Annotated in this window: 17 protein-coding genes; 10 read left to right on the top strand and 7 right to left on the bottom strand. The window is 67.0% G+C overall.

Annotated elements, in window-relative coordinates:
* Window positions 1-20 precede the first annotated feature (20 nt).
* From ACP15H_RS17285 to ACP15H_RS17275, 3 genes are read left to right on the top strand one after another with little or no spacing between them, the layout of a single operon-like run.
* Window positions 21-1,676, top strand: a complete 1,656-nt coding sequence (locus ACP15H_RS17285; RefSeq protein ID WP_425067420.1) for an electron transfer flavoprotein-ubiquinone oxidoreductase — start codon at window positions 21-23, stop codon at window positions 1,674-1,676.
* 5 nt (window positions 1,677-1,681) lie between these two features.
* Window positions 1,682-3,472, top strand: a complete 1,791-nt coding sequence (locus tag ACP15H_RS17280; RefSeq protein WP_425067419.1) for a tetratricopeptide repeat protein — start codon at window positions 1,682-1,684, stop codon at window positions 3,470-3,472.
* A 7-nt stretch (window positions 3,473-3,479) separates the two neighbouring features.
* Window positions 3,480-4,316: a 4-(cytidine 5'-diphospho)-2-C-methyl-D-erythritol kinase gene (locus ACP15H_RS17275; RefSeq protein ID WP_425067418.1), complete on the top strand. Its 837-nt coding sequence runs from the start codon at window positions 3,480-3,482 to the stop codon at window positions 4,314-4,316.
* Between the two features lies 1 nt (window position 4,317).
* Here ACP15H_RS17275 and ACP15H_RS17270 read toward each other — a convergent pair whose 3' ends face one another.
* Complete coding sequence (locus ACP15H_RS17270; protein WP_425067417.1) at window positions 4,318-5,304, bottom strand: COX15/CtaA family protein; 987 nt, start codon at window positions 5,302-5,304, stop codon at window positions 4,318-4,320.
* A 150-nt stretch (window positions 5,305-5,454) separates the two neighbouring features.
* Between ACP15H_RS17270 and ACP15H_RS17265 the strand changes: the two genes are divergently transcribed.
* A complete protein-coding gene (locus ACP15H_RS17265) occupies window positions 5,455-8,958 on the top strand; it encodes an FAD-dependent oxidoreductase (protein WP_425067416.1) in 3,504 nt (1,167 codons plus the stop codon).
* Here the strand turns inward: ACP15H_RS17265 and ACP15H_RS17260 are convergent.
* Genes ACP15H_RS17260 through ACP15H_RS17250 form a run of 3 tightly spaced genes read right to left on the bottom strand, consistent with a single transcriptional unit; the run spans window position 8,955 to window position 11,467 of the window.
* Window positions 8,955-9,368: an MAPEG family protein gene (locus tag ACP15H_RS17260; protein WP_425067415.1), complete on the bottom strand. Its 414-nt coding sequence runs from the start codon at window positions 9,366-9,368 to the stop codon at window positions 8,955-8,957. The two genes, ACP15H_RS17265 and ACP15H_RS17260, sit on opposite strands and share 4 nt — an antisense overlap.
* An 11-nt stretch (window positions 9,369-9,379) precedes the next feature.
* Window positions 9,380-10,063 (bottom strand): class I SAM-dependent methyltransferase, encoded by a 684-nt coding sequence (locus ACP15H_RS17255; RefSeq protein ID WP_425067414.1) that lies wholly within the window; start codon window positions 10,061-10,063, stop codon window positions 9,380-9,382.
* A gap of 39 nt (window positions 10,064-10,102) precedes the next feature.
* Window positions 10,103-11,467 carry an MATE family efflux transporter gene (locus ACP15H_RS17250; protein ID WP_425067413.1) on the bottom strand — a complete coding sequence of 455 codons (1,365 nt, stop codon included), beginning with the start codon at window positions 11,465-11,467 and terminating at the stop codon, window positions 10,103-10,105.
* Between the two features lie 67 nt (window positions 11,468-11,534).
* On the opposite strand from ACP15H_RS17250, the gene ACP15H_RS17245 reads away from it, so the two are divergent.
* The 6 genes from ACP15H_RS17245 to ACP15H_RS17220 all read left to right on the top strand — a co-directional run bounded on the left by ACP15H_RS17245 (window position 11,535) and on the right by ACP15H_RS17220 (window position 16,146).
* Entirely contained in the window at window positions 11,535-11,831 is a 297-nt protein-coding gene (locus ACP15H_RS17245; protein ID WP_425067412.1) for a cupin domain-containing protein, read from the top strand.
* Window positions 11,832-11,982: 151 nt separating this feature from the next.
* Complete coding sequence (locus ACP15H_RS17240) at window positions 11,983-13,578, top strand: DEAD/DEAH box helicase (protein ID WP_425067411.1); 1,596 nt, start codon at window positions 11,983-11,985, stop codon at window positions 13,576-13,578.
* Between the two features lie 27 nt (window positions 13,579-13,605).
* Complete coding sequence (locus ACP15H_RS17235) at window positions 13,606-13,845, top strand: Lrp/AsnC ligand binding domain-containing protein (protein ID WP_425067410.1); 240 nt, start codon at window positions 13,606-13,608, stop codon at window positions 13,843-13,845.
* Between the two features lie 209 nt (window positions 13,846-14,054).
* Window positions 14,055-14,993 carry a serine hydrolase domain-containing protein gene (locus ACP15H_RS17230; protein ID WP_425067409.1) on the top strand — a complete coding sequence of 313 codons (939 nt, stop codon included), beginning with the start codon at window positions 14,055-14,057 and terminating at the stop codon, window positions 14,991-14,993.
* 11 nt (window positions 14,994-15,004) lie between these two features.
* Window positions 15,005-15,538: a TIGR00645 family protein gene (locus tag ACP15H_RS17225; RefSeq protein ID WP_425067408.1), complete on the top strand. Its 534-nt coding sequence runs from the start codon at window positions 15,005-15,007 to the stop codon at window positions 15,536-15,538.
* Window positions 15,535-16,146, top strand: coding sequence for a hypothetical protein (locus ACP15H_RS17220; protein WP_425067407.1), 612 nt, complete (start codon window positions 15,535-15,537; stop codon window positions 16,144-16,146). The genes ACP15H_RS17225 and ACP15H_RS17220 overlap by 4 nt, the downstream gene beginning before the upstream one ends.
* An 80-nt stretch (window positions 16,147-16,226) precedes the next feature.
* On the opposite strand, the gene ACP15H_RS17215 is transcribed toward ACP15H_RS17220, so the two are convergent.
* The 3 genes from ACP15H_RS17215 to ACP15H_RS17205 all read right to left on the bottom strand — a co-directional run bounded on the left by ACP15H_RS17215 (window position 16,227) and on the right by ACP15H_RS17205 (window position 18,053).
* Entirely contained in the window at window positions 16,227-17,369 is a 1,143-nt protein-coding gene (locus tag ACP15H_RS17215; RefSeq protein WP_425067406.1) for an amidohydrolase family protein, read from the bottom strand.
* Window positions 17,370-17,436: 67 nt separating this feature from the next.
* Window positions 17,437-17,616 carry a hypothetical protein gene (locus ACP15H_RS17210; protein WP_425067405.1) on the bottom strand — a complete coding sequence of 60 codons (180 nt, stop codon included), beginning with the start codon at window positions 17,614-17,616 and terminating at the stop codon, window positions 17,437-17,439.
* Window positions 17,617-17,726: 110 nt separating this feature from the next.
* Window positions 17,727-18,053, bottom strand: a complete 327-nt coding sequence (locus tag ACP15H_RS17205; RefSeq protein ID WP_425067404.1) for a hypothetical protein — start codon at window positions 18,051-18,053, stop codon at window positions 17,727-17,729.
* Between the last annotated feature and the right edge of the window lie 7 nt (window positions 18,054-18,060).

Raw genomic sequence — 18,060 nt, 5'->3', positions numbered from 1 at the left:
GAATTGCAGGGCGATACAGCATGACGCGCGAGGCGATGGAATACGACGTGGTGATCGTGGGCGGCGGTCCGGCCGGACTGTCGGCGGCGATTCGCCTGAAACAGCTCGCCGCCCAGCGCAATCACGAAGTGTCGGTCTGCGTGCTGGAAAAGGGCTCCGAGCTGGGCGCCCACATCCTGTCGGGCGCCGTGGTCGATCCGATCGGCCTCAACGAGCTCATTCCCGACTGGAAGGAGAAGGGCGCGCCGCTCGAGACCCAGGTCACCGACGACCAGTTCCTGTTCCTGACCAAGAGCGGCTCCTACCGCTTCCCCAACTTCCTGCTGCCGCGGCTGATGAACAACCACGGCAACTACATCGTCAGCCTGGGCGAGGTCTGCCGCTGGCTCGGCCAGCAGGCCGAGGCGCTGGGCGTCGAGATCTATCCCGGCTTCGCCGCCGCCGAGGTGCTCTACCACGAGGACGGTTCGGTGAAGGGCGTCGCGACCGGCGACATGGGCATCGGCAAGGACGGCAAGCACAAGGACAGCTACACGCCCGGCATGGAGCTGCACGCCAAGTACACGCTGATCGGCGAAGGCGTGCGCGGCTCGCTGGCCAAGCAGCTGATGGCGAAGTTCGACCTGCGCGACGGCGTCGATCCGCAGAAGTTCGGCATCGGCATCAAGGAACTGTGGCAGGTCGATCCGGCGAATTTCCGCAAGGGCCTGGTTGTCCACTCGCAGGGCTGGCCGCTGTCGGAGACGAACAGCTCGGGCGGCTCGTTCATGTACCATTTCGGCGACAACCTGGTCGCCATCGGCCTCGTGGTGCATCTCAGCTACGAGAACCCGTATCTCTCGCCGTTCGACGAGTTCCAGCGCTTCAAGACCCATCCCGACGTCGCCAAGTATCTCAAGGGCGGCAAGCGGCTGGTCTACGGCTCGCGCGCCATCAACGAAGGCGGGCTGCAGTCGATCCCGAAGCTCACCTTCCCGGGCGGCGCGCTGATCGGCTGCTCGGCCGGCTTCGTCAACGTGCCGCGCATCAAGGGCAGCCATAATGCGGTCAAGAGCGGCATGCTGGCCGCCGAAGCCGCCTTCGAGGCGCTGGCCGGCGGCAAGACCGGCGGCGACGAGCTGATCGCCTATCCGGTGAAGCTGAAGGCGTCGTGGATCTGGAAGGACCTCGACAAGGTTCGCAACGTGAAGCCCGCACTGAAGTGGGGCACCACGCTCGGCACGCTCTATGGCGGCATGGACATGTGGCTGCACGATCTCGGCATCCGCGTGCCGTGGACCCTGCGGCACCACAAGGCCGACCACGAGACGCTGCGGCCGGCCAGCGAGTTCCAGCCGATCCAGTATCCCAAGCCCGACGGCGTGATCTCGTTCGACAAGCTCTCCTCGGTGTTCCTGTCGAACACCAACCATGAGGAGGATCAGCCGGTTCATCTGAAGCTGCGCGATCCGTCGATCCCGATCGCCGTGAACCTGCCGCTCTATGCCGAGCCCGCGCAACGCTATTGCCCGGCCGGAGTCTACGAGGTCGTGACCGCCGACAACGGCCAGCCGCGCTTCCAGATCAACGCGCAGAACTGCGTGCACTGCAAGACGTGCGACATCAAGGATCCCGCGCAGAACATCGACTGGACCGTGCCCGAAGGCGGCGGCGGTCCCAATTATCCCAACATGTGAGCCGTATGAACCGCACCCCCTTCGCGCTGCTTTCTGCAGCGCTGCTGTTCGCTCTTCCTCTCCCCGGCCAGGCCCAGCAGGGCCCGGCCCCGCAAGGCGGCGCTCGCGCGCCGACGACCCGCCCGCCCGCCGTCCAGCCGGGCCAGCGCCTGGCGCCGATCTCGCTGCAGGGCCGCTACCTCGCCGCCCGGGTCGGCGAGCAGGACCATGACTACGATGCCGCGGCCGATCAGATGGATCAGGCCCTGGCGCTGACGCCGCTCGATCCGGAACTGATCTATGCCGTGTTTCGCCTGCGCATGTATGCGGGCCGGATCGATTCCGCCGCCGAGCTTGCGCCCGCGGTGCTGACGACCCGCCCGGGCGACGGTTTTGCCAACCTCGTGATGGCGATCGAGGCGGTCAAGAAGGCGGACTACAAGGCGGCTGAGCGGCAGCTCACGCAGATCGGCGCCGAGAACCAGCTGGGCGCCCTGCGCGAATATGTGATGGCCTGGCTGAAGGCCGGCGAGAAGGACTTCGCGGCGGCGCGTTCGTTCCTGTCGCGCCTGAAGCCCGCGGCCGGCGAGCGCGCCGAAGCGCCGGCGCTGGTGATCGAGGCCCAGATCGACGAGATGGCCGGTGACAAGGACGCCGCCGAGGCGAAGTACCGGCGCGCCATCTCGCTCGACCGCAACGGCCTGCGCACGACGATCGCGGTGGCCGAAGGGCTGCGGCGGCTCGGCAAGGGCGACGAAGCACGCGAGATCCTGAAGACCTACGGCACGCGCTACAGCGATTCCGTGGTCATGGACGGTCTGATGGGCCCCAACGCCCCGATGCCCAAGCCGCCGTCGCCGGCTTCGGGAATCGCCGACATCCTGTTCGACATCGGCGGCATCCTCGCGGCCGACCCGCGCAACCAGCGCACCGACCTCGCCCTGATCTTCTATCAGCTCGCCACGGCGCTGAAGCCCGAGCAGGATTTCGCCTGGCTGATGATCGCCGGCGTCTACGAGCAGTTCGGGCAGGTCCCCAAGGCGATTGCTGCCCTCGGCAAGATCAGTCCCAACTCGCCGCTCTACTGGCAGGCGAGGCTGCGGACCGCGGCGCTCGACGCCCAGGAAGACAAGTTCGACCAGGCCGTCGCCCGTCTCAGGACCCTCGTGGCCGAGAAGCCCGACCGCATCGACGCGGCCCTCACCCTCGCCGACCTGCTGCGCGGCAAGGATCGCTTTCCCGAGGCGGTGGCCGCCTACGACACGGCGATCTCGCGCCTCGGCAAGCCCGACGAGCGTCACTGGCAGGTCTATTTCGGCCGCGGCATCGTGCTCGAGCGCGTCAAGAACTGGCCGAAGGCCGAAGCCGACATGAAGAAGGCGCTCGAACTGTCTCCCGAGCAGCCCTACGTGCTGAACTATCTCGGCTACAGCTGGATCGACCAGGGCCTGCACCTGCAGGAAGGCATGAAGATGCTGGAGCGCGCGACAGAGCTGCGGCCGGACGACGGCTCCATCACCGACAGCGTTGGCTGGGCTTATTATCGCCTCGGCCAGTTCGAGAAGGCCGTCGAGTGGCTCGAGCGCGCGACCGAGCAGAAGGGCGACGATTCGACGATCACCGATCATCTCGGCGACGCCTACTGGCATGTCGGCCGCCGCCGCGAGGCCCGCTTCCAGTGGGAGCGCGCTTTGCACCAGAAGCCGGACAAGGACCGTCTGCCGGTCATCCAGGACAAGATCGCCAACGGCCTCAACCCGTCGAACGACAAGCCGACCGTCTACGAGAAGGCGGCCGACAGCAAGCAGGGCGGCTGATCGCGGGGTGTCGCTCGCGCGGGCCAAGGTCAATCTCTGGCTGAACGTCGTCGGACGCCGCGCCGACGGCTTTCACCTGCTCGACTCGCTGGTGGCCTTCACCGATCTCGCCGACGAGATCGAGATCGCGCCTTCATCGACCTTGTCCCTGGAAGTGGTGGGGCCGCAAGCTTCCGCGCTCGAAGGTGATCCGGACAATCTCGTCCTGAAGGCGGCGCGCCTTCTCGCCGGACGTGCCGGACTGGCCCCGCGCGCCGCACTGCGTCTCACCAAGCGTATCCCAGTGGCGGCCGGGCTGGGGGGCGGCTCGGCCGATGCCGCCGCGGCCCTGCTCGCCCTGATCGACCTGTGGCGCGTGGCCATGCCCGAGGAGGAACTCTTCGATCTCGCCGCCACGCTTGGCGCCGACGTGCCCATGTGCCTCGTCGGACGACCGGCACTGGCGACGGGCATCGGCGAGCGCCTGGCGCCCGCGCCGGCTCTGCCGGCCTGCGCCATCCTGCTGGTTAATCCGGGCGTCGCGCTGCCCACGCCGGCCGTCTTCGCCGCTCGGGAGGGAGGATTCTCTACAGCCATGCCTCTTGGCAACGGCTGGGCGAGCCTCGGCGAATTCGCTCAGGACCTCGCGCGCCGCGGCAACGATCTGACGGACGCGGCGATTTCGCTGCGGCCGGAGGTGGCCGCCGTCCTCGACCGGCTGCGGCACAGCGAGGGCGCCGCCCATGTCGCGATGAGCGGCACTGGGGCGACCTGCTTTGCTCTGTATGGATCCGATGAGGAGGCGCGGCGCGCGGCGTCGCTGCTTCCCGATTCCTGGTGGCGGCACGCCGGCCGCCTGGCCTGAGCTACGCCCGGGCGCGGTGGCGGACGACGAGCAGCGTCGTCAGGAGAAGCACGGCGCCGGCCTGGTGCATCGTGGCGATCGGGATGCTGACGCCGCTCAGGATGGTGGCGACCCCGAGGCCCAGCTGCAGGAAAGCCATCGTCGCTGCGGCCAGCGTCTCCGAGCGCGGCGCCCGCCAGGCCATGACCAGCACGCCCAGCACCAGCAGCTTGGCCAGCCAGCGATGCACGAACTGGATGGTGGTGCCGTTCTCGAAGAAGTTGATCCACGCCGGTGAGAGGTCGAACAGGCCGGGCGGGATCCAGTAGCCCGACATGTCGGGGAAGGTGCTGTGCGCGGTGCCGGCGCGCAGGCCGGCCATGAAGGCGCCCCAGACCAGCACGACCAACAGGAAGGCAAGCAGCGCCGTCGCCTTGCGCGCGGTCTTACGGTCGTCGCGGTGGACGGGGCGGGGACTGAGTTCGAGGATCAGCCAGACCGTGTAGGCGTAGAGGATGATCGCCAGCAGCAGGTGGGCGGCGAGGCGGTAGTGGCTGACCGAGGGCCGGTCGACGAGGCCCGACGCCACCATCGCCCAGCCCAGCGCACCCTGCAGGCCGCCCAGCACGAGGAGCGCGAACAGGCGCGGCTTGAGATGCGGGTTGAGGGCGCCGCGCCACCAGAACCAGGCCAGCGGCAGGGCGAAGACGAGACCGATCAGCCGGCCCCACAGGCGGTGGATGTACTCCAGCCAGAAGATCTCGCGAAACTCGGGCACCGTGAAGTCGCGGTTCACCAGGCGGCCCTGCGGCGAGGACAGGTACTTCTGCAGCTCCGCCTGCCAGGCCGTATCCGAGAGCGGCGGCAGCCAGCCGGTGACCGGGCGCCATTCGACCATCGACAGGCCCGATTCGGTGAGCCGGGTCAGGGCGCCGATGACGATCATGAAGAAGATCATGCCGGCGACGACGATCAGCCACTGGCGCACGGAGGCGGGGACTTGCTGCATGGCCGCCGGAACATGGGGGAAGCGGGGGCCGCCGTCATCAGGCATAAATGTCGCGAAGGACGGCGTCGTCGGGGTGTCTTGCGCTGGCCGTCCGCCTTGTTTAACGGTTCGCATACGAACAATTTTCATCCATCGTTCCGGAACATCGCAATGACTGCGTCCCCGCTGGCCCCGCCGGTCACCTTCGGGTCGAGCTTCAGTGACTTCTACGATCGCGAAGGGCTGGTCGGATTGGACGCCGCCTTCGTCGAATGGCTGAAGGACGCGAATGTCGACGTCCATGCCCGCCTGATGGCGGCGCGCGCCGCGCCCGACGCGATCGCCGCCAAGGATGAATCCAATCTGCTGATCGAGCTGGCGCGTCCGCTCGAGGATTTCGTGGCGGCGTTGTTCGGCGTCGCCCTCGAAGCGGCCGAGCTGCGCGCCCGCCACCGGCGCCTCGCGCCGCTCTACGACTGCAAGCGCCTGTTCGTGCAGCGCTATGTCACCCGCACCCTCAAGCCCGAGGCCGCACAGGCCCTGGACGGAGCCGCCGTCACGGCAGCCTTGAGCCTCCCCGTCTCGTTCGAGGCCGGACTCGAAGCCTGGGAACTGGCCTTCGCGCTCAAGGTTCGGGACCTGATCGGGGCCGAGTTCAAGGTCGAGACGCCGACGCCCGAAGTCGAGGCCCTGACGCGCTACGCCGCCTGGGCGCTGCATCATCCCGACGGCAAGCGCCGGCACCAGGACGGACCGCTGTTCAAGGTGCCGCACAAACTCGACTTCGAGCATCTCGTGCCGATCGAGACCGAGATCGTCGATGGCGTGACGCGCATGAAGCTGCCGCGGCCGCTGCTGCGCCATCGCGAGGGATTTGCCCTGACCGACCAGGGCTTCGACCTCGTGCGCGCCCTCGATCACGCCAATTACTGCATCTGGTGCCACAACCAGGGCAAGGACAGCTGCTCGCGCGGGCTCAAGGATCGTAAGACCGGCGCGTTCCAGAAGTCGCCGTTCGGCGTGACGCTCGCGGGCTGTCCGCTCGAAGAGAAGATTTCGGAGATGAACCTGCTGAAGAGCGAGGGCTTCTCCATCGGCGCGCTGGCGATGGCCGCGGTCGACAACCCGCTGCTGGCGGCCACCGGACACCGTATCTGCAACGATTGCATGAAGGCCTGCATCTATCAGAAGCAGGAACCGGTCGACATCCCGCAGATCGAGACCCGCACCCTGAAGGACGTTCTGGGTCTACCCTGGGGCTTCGAGATCTACTCGCTGCTGACACGCTGGAATCCGCTCAACCTGCGCCGTCCGATTCCGCGTTCCTCGACGGGACGCACCGTGCTGGTGGTCGGTCTCGGTCCGGCGGGCTTCAACCTGGCGCATCATCTGATGAACGACGGCCACACCGTGGTCGGCATCGACGGGTTGAAGATCGAGCCTCTGCCCGAGACACAGTCGGGCGTCGCCCTGGACGGCACGCGCGTGCCCTTCGCGGCGGTGAAGGACGTCGCGAGCTTGCGCGAGAATCTCGGCGAGCGCGCGATGGCGGGGTTCGGCGGCGTCGCCGAGTACGGCATCACGGTCCGTTGGGACAAGAACTACCTGAAGATGGTGCGGCTGCTGCTGGAGCGGCGCGCGCAGTTCTCGATGTTCGGCGGTGTGCGCTTCGGCGGCACGGTCACGGTCGAGAGCGCCTTCGCCATGGGCTTCGACCACATCGCGCTCTGCGCCGGCGCCGGCAAGCCCACGGTGCTCGACCTGCCCAATGGTCTAGCGCGCGGCGTGCGCGCGGCGTCGGACTTCCTGATGGCTTTGCAGCTCACGGGGGCCGCCAAGAAGGACTCGATCGCCAACCTGCAGATCCGCCTGCCGGTCGTCGTGATCGGCGGCGGCCTGACAGCGATCGATACCGCGACGGAGTCGCTGGCCTACTATCCGCTGCAGGTCGAGAAGTTCCTCGTCCGCCACGAGACGCTGGTCGCCGAGCGCGGCGAGGCGGCGGTGGGCGCGAACTGGTCGCCCGAGGAACGCGAGATCGCGGAGGAGTTCATCGCCCATGCTCGGGCCATTCGGGCCGAGCGCGAACAGGCGGCTCGCGAGGGCCGCGACCCCGCGATCACGAAGCTGGTGACCGGCTGGGGCGGCGTGTCGCTGGTCTATCGCCGCCGCCTGATCGATTCGCCGTCCTATACGTTGAACCACGAGGAAGTGCTGAAGGCGCTCGAGGAAGACATCCGCTTCGTCGAAGGCCTGTCACCCGTCGCGGTCGAGATCGACGAGGCGGGGCAGGCGAGGGCCCTGAAGGTCGCGGGCGAGCAGAACGGCGCCAAGGTCGAAGCGATGCTGCCGGCCCGCACCATCCTCGTCGCCGCCGGCACGCAGCCCAACACGGTGCTGGCGCGCGAGGATGCGACGCACGCCTTCATCGACGGCAAGTATTTCCGCGCCCTCGACGAGGCGGGCAATCACGTGACACCCGAGCGCGTCTGCAAGCCGGGCGACGTGCGCGTGCTGATGTACCGCCACGCCGACAACCGCTTCATGTCGTTCTTCGGCGATCTGCATCCCTCGTTTGCCGGCAACGTCGTGAAGGCGATGGGCGGGGCCAAGCAGGGCTATCCGGTGCTGACGCGGGCGATGACGGCGCTGCCGCCGGCCCGACGCACCCCGGCGGAGATTCTCGAAGAAGCCAACCGTTCGTGGCGCGCCCGCGTGGTCCGAGTGGACCGGCTGACGCCCACCATCATCGAAGTCATCGTCGAGGCACCGGCCGCCGCCCGCAACTTCGAGCCCGGCCAGTTCTACCGCCTGCAGAACTACGAAGCGTGTTCGCTGCGGGCCGAGGGCACCCTGCTCACCATGGAAGGCCTCGCGCTCACCGGTGCGTGGGTCGACAAGGAGAAGGGCCTGCTGTCGCTGATTGCGCTGGAGATGGGCGGTTCGTCCGACCTTTGCGCGATGCTGAAGCCCGGCGAGCCGGTGATCGTGATGGGGCCGACCGGCGCGCCGACCGAGATCGAACCGGGCGAGACCGTGGTGCTGGTGGGCGGCGGCCTCGGCAACGCCGTGCTTTTCTCGATCGGCCAGGCCTTCCGCAAGGCCGGCAGCAAGGTGCTGTACTTCGCCGGCTACAAGCGGGTGATCGACCGCTACAAGGTCGAGGAGATCGAGGCGGCGGCCGACGTCGTCGTCTGGTGCTGTGACGAGGCGCCGGGCTTTGCGCCGGGCCGCCCACAGGACAAGTCGGTCGTCACCAACATCGTCGAGGCGATGCGCCTCTACGCGTCGGGCGAACTCGGCGACCAGCCGATTCCCTACAGCACCGCCGATCGCATCGTGGCCATCGGCTCCGACGGCATGATGAACGCGGTGCGCCTCGCGCGGCATGCCGCGTTGAAGCCGTACCTCAAGCCCGAGCATGTGGCCTTCGGCTCGATCAACTCCCCCATGCAATGCATGATGAAGGAGATCTGCGCCCAGTGCCTGCAGCTCCACAGGGATCCGGAGACCGGCAAGGAGACGGTGGTCTTCTCCTGCTTCAACCAGGACCAGCGGCTCGATCTCGTCGATTTCAACAATCTGCGCCAGCGCCTGCGCCAGAACTCCGTGCAGGAAAAGATCGGCGCCCTCTGGATCGACCGCTCGCTGCGCCAGCTCGGGGTGCGCGGCTAGACGAAGATCTTCCGCGCCACGATCACCAGCAGCGCGACCGACGCCACGACGATCACCAGCAGCGTGAGCACGATGCCGGCCGCTCGGCCGGGATTGGTGTCCGCCGTCCGGGCGAGACCGAAGGCATGGGCGAGCCGCGCGACGATGAAGCCGATGCCCAGCGCATGGACCAGTACGCGCGAGCCGCCGTTGATCTCGAGCAGGGCCAGCAGGACCAGCACCAGCGCGGCGTACTCGGCGAAGTTTCCGAACACCCGGCTCATGCGGCTCATCTCGGCATCGCCGCCGTCGCCGAGACTGACCCGGCTCCGGAAACGCTGACGGATCACCAGCGCCGCAAGCAGCACACAGAGAAGCCCCGTGAGGGCGGCATAGAAGGCGGTGACGAACGGCAGGGCCGGCATTGCCATGAGGGGATCTCCTAGGGAGCGCGCACGAAGCGGAACAGAACCTTGTCCTGGCTGTAGTAGCGTAGCTGGTCCACGACCTTGGGAAAATATTCGCTGCCCACCGTCACCGGCATGAAGGCGTCGAGATCGAGGGGGCGCACGCCGACATGGAAGCCCGCGCCGCTGAACGCCTTGGCGACACTGTCCAGCGAATGATCGTAGAGCGGGATCGACGAGGTTTCGGCGATCACCTTGCGCCAGCGCGGCCAGACGGCGCTGTCCTTGTGGCAGCCCATGGCCGCGACATAGGTCCCGCCCGGCTTCAGCGCCGCCTTGATATCGGCCGCATGCGCGGCGAGGTCGGGCAGGAGGTAGAGCACTTCATGGCTGAAGGCGAAGTCGAACGTCCGGCCGAGCGTGGCCGCACTTTCGCTCACCCTGTAGTCGATCGGGCGATGTCCCTTCAGCAGCTCGGCACGGTCCACCGACTCCCGCGCGATGTCGATGCCGACGCCGGCCTTGAACGGGTGGCGGTCGTACAGCATCCGCAGGAAGCCGCCCTGGTTGCAGCCGTAATCGAGCACGGACGACGGGCGCAGGTCCTCATGGATCGAAACGTCGATCATGCGCCGCCAGATCGGCGCATGGGCGGCGCCCATCGCCTCCTCGTCGGCTTCGTTGCGATTCCACGTCCGGATGATCGAAGGCCGTTGCATCGCTTCCTCCTGTGAGGCAGCGAACCTATCACGCCCTCGTTACGCCCGTCCGCGCCAGGGGTGCACGAGCAATGGCCCGGCGACCAGGCTGCCGAAGGTGACGATGCCGACCGCGATGGCGGTGAAGACGCCGGGCAGTCCCCAGCCGAGATGCTCGATGGCGAACCAGCCGCCCAGCGACGCCACGAACAGGCGCGTCACGCCGGCGGCGAAGGGCGCTTTCATGCGGCCGGCGCCCTGGCTGGCGAAGGACAGGGTCATGCCGATGCCGAACACGAAGTAGAAGGGCGCGACGCGCGTCACGTAGGCCACGGTGGCGGCGATCACGTCGGGGTCGTTGGTGAACAGGCGGGCCCAGCCTTCGGGGAACAGCGCGACGATCCAACCGAAGGCGCCGATGCCGAAGCCCGCGACCAGGCTGCCGATCCAGGCGGCGCGGACGGCGCGTCGCCAGTCGTTGGCGCCGGCTGCCACGCCCACGATGGTCGTAAGGCCGGAGCCGATGCCGAAGGCCAGCGGCACCAGCATGAATTCTAGCCGCACGCCGATGCCGTAGCCGGCCAGGGCGGCGATGCCGAAGCGGCCGACCAGCCCGGTGACCAGCATGGCGGTGAGGTTGGCGGTGAAGGCAGAGAAGGAGGCGATGAGGCCGACCCGCAGGATCTCGCAGAACAGCCGGCCCTGCAGGGGGATGCCGGTCGTCGCCGGGACGAAGCCCAGTTTGCCGCTCCACAGCGCGCGCGCCTGCAACAGCGCCGAGACCGCTGAGGTCAGCAGGGAGGAGATGGCCGGGCCGGCCATCCCCAGGCCCGGCCAGCCGCCGATCCCGAGTGCGAGGACGTAGGAGAGCGGGACCTGCGCGAGAGAGGAGATCAGCATGTAGCGGCCGGGCGTGGCCGCGTCGCCGCCGCCGCGCAGCAGGGCCGACAGGAAGAAGTTGGCCCAGATGAAGATCGAGCCCGTGAACAGCACGTGGGAGTAGGTGAGGGCATTGCCGAGCGCAGCGCCTTCGCCGCCCAGCATGCGATAGAGCGAGGGCGCGGCCGTCCAGGCGAGCAGGGTGAAGAGCAGCGCCAATGCCGCGCCGAGGACCAGCGCATGCAGCACGAGGGCGCGGGCATCTCCGGTCCGGCCAGCGCCCAGGGTGCGGGCCATGGCGGCCGCCACGCCACCGCCCATGCCGCCGGCCGCCATCATGGTCATCATCATCATCAGCGGGAAGACGAGGGCGAAGCCCGCCAGGGCGTCGGTTCCCAGCCGGCCGAAGATGAAGGTCTCGGCAATAGCCACGAAGGTCTGCACGATCATGACGGCGGTGGTGGGGGCAGACAGCTTCCACAGGCTCTTGCCGATGGGCGCGGTGAGAAGAGGGTGCGACAGGACGGGACTCCAAATTGGGTGCATATGCACGATATCAGGCCGCGCCCTCGTGTCACCTTACAAACGCTGCCCGGGGCATTAGCTTTCGCGCATGACCCATTCCGAACGCCCCCTCGCCAAGCCCTCGGTCCAGACCGAAAACGACCGCGTCATCGTGACGGAATGGCGGTTCCCGCCCGGCAGCCACACCGGCTGGCACCGCCACGATCACGACTATGTCGTGGTGCCCATCACCACGGGCGAACTGCACATCTTCGACGGCAAGGCGACCGTGCCCGCGCCGCTTCGGGCCGGCGTCTCATATTCCCGCCAGACCGGGGTCGAGCACGACGTCATCAACCCCAACGATTTCGAGTTCGTTTTCGTCGAAATCGAGATCAAGGCCTGACGCTTCCGCCGGGCTGCCCCGCGCCCGCTCGCATTGACTTGGCCCCGTGCAGGGGTCATATGGGGTCCGCCCAGCGGTCCGGCTCGATCCTCGAGCCTTATGAGACTGCTCCAAGTCCAGCGGAAAGAATGGACTAAACTACGGAAATTAAATGAGTTTTGAGAGTTTGGGGCTGAGCGCCCCGGTACTGCAGGCAGTGGCCGACAAGGGCTACACGACGCCTACCCTCATCCAGGAAAAGGCCATTCCCATCGTCCTGATGGGCCGTGATGTGCTCGGATGCGCCCAGACGGGCACCGGAAAGACCGCCTCCTTCGTCCTCCCGATGATCGACATTCTCTCGGAGGGCCGCGCCAAGGCGCGCATGCCGCGCTCGCTCATCCTGGAGCCGACGCGCGAACTGGCCGCCCAGGTGGCCGAAAACTTCGAAATCTACGGCAAGAACCACAAGCTCAACATGGCGCTGCTGATCGGTGGCGTGAGCTTTCCAGACCAGGAGCGCGCGCTGGAACGCGGCGCCGACGTCCTGATCGCGACCCCCGGCCGGCTGCTCGATCATTTCGAGCGCGGCGGCATCCTGCTGAACGACGTCAAGATCCTGGTGATCGACGAAGCCGACCGCATGCTCGACATGGGCTTCATCCCCGACGTCGAGCGCATCGTCGCCACCCTGCCGCCGCTGCGCCAGACCCTGTTCTTCTCGGCCACCATGCCGCCGGAGATCAAGCGCCTGGCCGACCGCTTCCTCAGCAATCCCAAGGAAGTCACGGTCTCGGCACCGGCCTCGGCCTCCAAGAACATCGTGCAGGGCCTCGTGGTCGTGCAGGAAGACGACAAGCGCGAGGCGCTGCGGGCCCTGATCAAGGAACAGGACATCAAGAACGCGATCGTGTTCTGCAACCGCAAGCGCGACGTGGCGATCCTGCAGGCATCGCTAAAGAAGCACGGCTTCAATGCCGGGGCGCTGCATGGCGACATGAGCCAGCCCGCCCGCATGGAGACGCTGGAGAAGTTCAAGCAGGGTGAGATCCAGATCCTGGTCGCCTCCGACGTCGCGGCCCGCGGCCTCGACATCGTGGCGATGAGCCACGTGTTCAATTTCGACGTGCCGTTCTCGCCCGAGGACTACGTCCATCGCATCGGCCGCACCGGCCGCGCCGGCAACACCGGTCATTCCTTCACCCTGGCCTCGCCCGATGAGGGCGGCCTGGTCGAGGCGATCGAGAAGCTGATTGGCACCACCATCCCGCGGGTGGAAGTCCCGGGCATGGAACTGCTGGCCTTCGAACCGTCCGACGGACGTCGCCGCGGCCGTGGTCGCGGACGCGGTGGTTCCAGCAGCAGCAGCAGCGCTCGTGGCCGCAGCAGCGGTGGCAGCAGCAGCCGTCCGCCGAAGGAAGTGCGCGCCGAGAAGGCACCGCAGCCCGAGAGCACGGCGCGTCCGGCACCGGAAGCCCGTCCGGAGCGGGAGGCCCGTCCCGAACGTGCAGCGCGCCCGCCGCGTGAACCGCGGGCCGAGCGTCCTTCCCGCGAGGCCCGTCCGGCGCGCGAGACAGGTCCCGAGCGTGAGACACGTCCCGAGCGGGAAGCCCGGCCGCCGCGGGAGTCCCGCTCGGACCGGCGTCCGGAGCGTTCCGATCGCTCCGACCGTTCGTCCCGCCCCGACCGCCGTGATCGTGACGACAGCCCGGCGCCGCTCGGCCTCGGCGATCACGTGCCGGCTTTCCTCGCCCGTCCGACGCGCTAGAATCCCGCGTCGCGGCGGAGGGCGTTGATGCAGACAATATTCGTCATGGTGAAGTGCGAGCTCGGCAAAGCCTATGAGGTTGCCGACAATGCCGTCGCCGTCGAGCAGGTCTCGGAGGTCTACTCGACCTCCGGGCAATACGATCTCCTGATGAAGTGCTATCTCGACGAGAAGACCGACATCGGCCATTTCGTGACGAGCGAGATCCAGACGCTGCCGGGCGTGAAGGACACGTTCACCCTGATCACGTTCAAGGCGTTTTCCTGAGCACCGCCGTTCCGCGCCGGCATTTCCCGCGGGGCGAGGACTTCCTGCTCCTCCCGCCCTCTCTCCAGCCTTACGCCTACCGCAACGTCGATAAGCTGTTCGCCCATCGTGCGATCCGTCGCGGCCCCGATTCCCGGGAGCTGCCGCGCGGGATTGAGATTGCGCCGGTCTATGTCGCCGGCGGCCGCGAACACGACATCGCCTCGTTCATGGATCGCAACGTGATCGTGGGCATTCTGGTGATCCATCGCGGCAGGATCGTGCTCGAACGCTACGGCCTCGGCCTCCAGGAGCATGATCGCTGGTCGACCATGTCGACCGTCAAGTCGATGACGGCGATGCTGGTCGGTGCCGCGGTTCATGACGGTGTCATCAAGTCGATCGACGATCGCCTCACAGACTATTTGCCGGCCCTCAGGGACTCGGCCTATGAAGGCGTGACGTTGCGGCATGTCATGACGATGTCTTCGGGCGTGCGCTGGACCGAGATCTATCCAGACCGGAACTCCGACGTGAATCGCTATAGCAAGTCGCTGGCCGACAAGGTGCCCGACGGCGTGCTGAAGCTGATGGCCTCGCTGCCACGCGCTCATCCGCCGGGCAGCTCCTTTCTCTACAATTCCGGCGATACGTTCCTGCTGGGCGCCGCGCTCACCCGCGCGGTGGGCAAGCCACTCGCCGATTACATGTCGGAGAAGGTCTGGCAGCCCGCCGGTATGGAATGCGACGCCTTCTATACGCTGGAAAGCGACGGCGGCCAGGAGATCGGCGGCAGCCGAGCCGGCGTGGTCCTGCGCGACTTCGGCCGCTTCGCCGAGTTCGTCCGCAACGACGGTGTCATAGACGGCAAGCGCGTGCTGCCCGAGGGCTGGGTCGAGGCGGCGGCGACGCCTGCTTTCAAGGTGCCCGCGCCTGTCGTCCCCGACATCACGCATTACGGCTACAGCTGGTGGCTGGGCGACGGGGTGATGGCGGCGATCGGCCATGCCGGCCAGCGCATCGACATCTATCGCAAGGAAGATCTCTCGGTGGTGACGCTCGCGGCCCTGCCGCAACCGCCCTATGTGCCGGCCACCGACCACGATCGCCGCGCGGAGATCGTCACCTTCACGCAGGCCGTGAGGGCGGCCTGCTCGGCCACCAAATGAGAGAGCTGACGATGTCGACGACACCCGCCAAGAAACTCGAACTCCTCGTCGAACGTGTCGTCATGGGCAGCCGCTGGCTGCAGGCGCCGCTCTACATCGGACTGGTCTTCGTGCTGGGCGTCGTGGTCGTGAAGTTTCCCTTCAAGATCTGGGAACTGATGCGCAAGGCGATCTCCGCCGAGGAGGCCGATCTCGTGCTGGCGGTGCTGTCGCTGGTCGACCTGATCATGGTCGCCAACCTGGTCGTGATGGTGATCATCTCCGGCTACGAGAATTTCGTCAGCCACATCGACGTCGACAGTTCGCGCGACAGGCTCGCCTGGTTCGGCAAGCTCGATGCCGGTTCGCTGAAGATCAAGCTCGCAAGCTCGATCGTGGCGATCTCGTCGATCCACCTGCTCCAGCGCTTCCTCGAAGCCGGCGATTACGACAACGGCAAGCTCTATGCGCTGGTCGTCATGCACATGGCGTTCGTGGTGTCGGCGCTGCTGCTGACCTACATCGACAAGATCGCCTCCGACAAGAAGGGGGCGGGCGGGCATTGAGCACCGGAGGCAAGGCGGCACTCGCCATCTGGGTCGACATCGATCCGGCCGATCAGGCCTTCTTCGAGCATTGGCACAGCCGCGAACATCTGCAGGAGCGCGTCTCCTGTCCCGGCTGGCTGCGCGGCAGCCGCTTCAAGGGCCTGACCCGGCCCGGCCGCTACCTGTTGTTCTACGATGCCGACAAAGCCGCCGCCTTCGAGAGCGAGACCTATTACGCCCGCCTGCGCAGCCCCAGCGAGATGAGCCGAGCGCTCTTTCCCAAGTTCCGCAACACCTCGCGCACCGTCTGCGCCGTCGAGCAGCGCTGGGGCGAGGGCATCGGCGCGGCCGTCCTGACCTTGCGCATGAAGGCAAGCAACGTCGCGCCCTTCGACAAGCTCGCCTCGCCGGAGACGGCCCGCGTCGACCTGCTCTCCGGCCGCGCCAACATCGGCCAGGCGCAGACGGCCGAAAAGGAACTGCGCGGCACGCCCGATCAGCAGATCGAGCGGGCGCTGGTGGCGTTCTTCTGGTCGGTGGAAGCTGCGCAAGCCGCGCGGGAGCGACACGCCCCCGAGGGAGAAGTCTTCGCCCTCCGGCACACCGTGTCGAAGAGCGATCTCTGAATTGTCATCCCGAGCGTCAGCGAGGGATCCTTCTCTGATCGGAAAGATCCGTCGCTTCGCTCGGGATGACAGCTTCGCTGTCAGTTGATCAGCCCGTAGAACTTCCCGGCGTTGGTGCAGGTGATCATCTTCACCTGCTCGGCCGGCACGTCGGCGAACTGTTCCTTGATGTACTTGTCGGAGTGCGGCCACACGCCGTCGCCGTGCGGGTAGTCGGAGCCCCACATCAGACTCTCCGCGCCCATGTCGTCGATCAGCTTGGCGCCGATGCGGTCGAACTGGAACGTGGCCTTGCACTGGCGCCGCCAGTAGTCCGAAGGCTTCATCTTCATGCCGAGATCGTGGAAGCGGTCCTCCCACTCGAAGTCCATGCGGTCGAGCGCGTAAGGGATCCAGCCGCAGCCCGATTCCCCGAAGGCGATGCGGACGTTGGGGAAGCGCTCCAGCACGTTGGCGCCCATGATCGCGGCCAGGATGTTCACCAGGTTCATCTGGAAGCCCGAGACCACGGTGAAGAACACGGACCGGCCGACGCGACCGGGATACTTCTCGATGGTGCCGGGCGGGACGTTGGGGAAGGTATGGAAGTGCAGCGGCAGCTGCACGTCGTTGACCGCCTTCCACAGCGGGTCCCACATCGGGTGCCACATCGGCTCCATGTCCCAGGAGCACGAGAGCTCCAGGCCCTTGATGCCCATCTTCGCGACCCGGTAGATCTCATGGACGGCGGCGTCGATGTCGCCGTAGGGCAGGCAGGCCAGGCCGATATGCCGGTCGGGATAGTGGCTGCAGAAATCCTTCAACCAGTCATTGTAGATGCGCAGCATCTCGTTGCCGGCCTCGCGGTCGTTGAGACGGCTCGCGGCGCCCAGGATGCCGTAGATCACCTCGGCGTCGACGCCGTCGCGATCGAGATCCTTTATGCGCAGATGCGGGTCTGAAATCCGGCGGATGTCCTTGGCGCCGTCGGCATAGAGACCGGTCTCCGCCATGATGTCGACGCGGCCGTGCTTGCCGGGCACGAACTTGGAGCCGGACGGACCGACGCCGTTCTTGAAGCCGAAAGAGGCGCCGTTCTTGGCCACCCACTTCGGCCCGTCATCGGTGTCGGTGACGTAGGGCATGCGCTCCTTGAGGTCGCGCGGCGCCATCGACGTGAACAGGTCGGGCGGCATCCACGGCAGGTCGAGGTGGCTATCGGCCGAAATGCGCTTGTATTGCATGGCGTTTCGCTCCCTTTGATTTGCTCAGGGAATTATGCGCCGTCTGAAAGGCGTAGCAATGCCCCTGCTATTTCGCGGGTCGGCTATCGAAGTAGGCGCCTTCGCTGCCGAGGAAGACCATCATTGCGACGACGAACACGATCGGCAGGACGCGTCGCCAGACGGACGCGGCGGTATCGCGCGGGAGTGAGCGGCGCCGCAGCCAACCCCACAGCGCGTAGAGGAACCACACCGGCATGGCGATCATCAGGGTGAACTGGGCGGCCCCATGGAAGGCGCCGATCCCGGCCGCTTCTGGGCCTGCGCCCTGCAGGCGCAGTTGAATGACCAGGACGGCGGCGAGTGCGACGCGGACGATCAGCAGCAGCGTCGCCGCGGCGGACAGGCCCAGAGAAGCCGCCGGAAGGGTGAATCGCCGAATGGCCGGACGAACCAGCCGGCTGCCCGCGGGGCCGCAAACGCGGCGATCATGACGATGAGCATGGTGGGCAGAAGCACGCCCATGCCGAAGAACGCCCGCCCGACGAAGTAGCAAACCGCCACGGTGAGGATCGTGAGCCAGACGCTCTCGGCCACGGAGCCGGCGATGCCGAAAGCGCGATCCCAGCCAACATTCTCGCCACGCGCTTCGGCCTGCTGCAGCGCCTCATCGGATCGATAGCTGTCGTAGCCGCCGCGCTTCACTTAGCCC

The organism is Reyranella sp. (assembly GCF_965249915.1).
In the GTDB taxonomy this organism is placed as follows: Bacteria; Pseudomonadota; Alphaproteobacteria; order Reyranellales; family Reyranellaceae; genus Reyranella.
Note: the sequence above shows the minus strand (reverse complement) of the source record. Positions and strands in the feature narration are given on the sequence as shown.

What these genes read in the sequence shown, in the direction of transcription:
- ACP15H_RS17215 (WP_425067406.1), bottom strand. Translation starts at nt 17,369, where the DNA reads ATGCAATACAAGCGCATTTCGGCCGATAGCCACCTCGACCTGCCGTGG.
- ACP15H_RS17250 (WP_425067413.1), bottom strand. Translation starts at nt 11,467, where the DNA reads ATGCACCCAATTTGGAGTCCCGTCCTGTCGCACCCTCTTCTCACCGCG.
- ACP15H_RS17225 (WP_425067408.1), top strand. Translation starts at nt 15,005, where the DNA reads ATGTCGACGACACCCGCCAAGAAACTCGAACTCCTCGTCGAACGTGTC.
- ACP15H_RS17230 (WP_425067409.1), top strand. Translation starts at nt 14,055, where the DNA reads ATGGATCGCAACGTGATCGTGGGCATTCTGGTGATCCATCGCGGCAGG.
- ACP15H_RS17285 (WP_425067420.1), top strand. Translation starts at nt 21, where the DNA reads ATGACGCGCGAGGCGATGGAATACGACGTGGTGATCGTGGGCGGCGGT.
- ACP15H_RS17265 (WP_425067416.1), top strand. Translation starts at nt 5,455, where the DNA reads ATGACTGCGTCCCCGCTGGCCCCGCCGGTCACCTTCGGGTCGAGCTTC.
- ACP15H_RS17280 (WP_425067419.1), top strand. Translation starts at nt 1,682, where the DNA reads ATGAACCGCACCCCCTTCGCGCTGCTTTCTGCAGCGCTGCTGTTCGCT.
- ACP15H_RS17245 (WP_425067412.1), top strand. Translation starts at nt 11,535, where the DNA reads ATGACCCATTCCGAACGCCCCCTCGCCAAGCCCTCGGTCCAGACCGAA.
- ACP15H_RS17260 (WP_425067415.1), bottom strand. Translation starts at nt 9,368, where the DNA reads ATGGCAATGCCGGCCCTGCCGTTCGTCACCGCCTTCTATGCCGCCCTC.
- ACP15H_RS17255 (WP_425067414.1), bottom strand. Translation starts at nt 10,063, where the DNA reads ATGCAACGGCCTTCGATCATCCGGACGTGGAATCGCAACGAAGCCGAC.
- ACP15H_RS17270 (WP_425067417.1), bottom strand. Translation starts at nt 5,304, where the DNA reads ATGCAGCAAGTCCCCGCCTCCGTGCGCCAGTGGCTGATCGTCGTCGCC.
- ACP15H_RS17210 (WP_425067405.1), bottom strand. Translation starts at nt 17,616, where the DNA reads ATGATCGCCATGCCGGTGTGGTTCCTCTACGCGCTGTGGGGTTGGCTG.
- ACP15H_RS17235 (WP_425067410.1), top strand. Translation starts at nt 13,606, where the DNA reads ATGCAGACAATATTCGTCATGGTGAAGTGCGAGCTCGGCAAAGCCTAT.
- ACP15H_RS17240 (WP_425067411.1), top strand. Translation starts at nt 11,983, where the DNA reads ATGAGTTTTGAGAGTTTGGGGCTGAGCGCCCCGGTACTGCAGGCAGTG.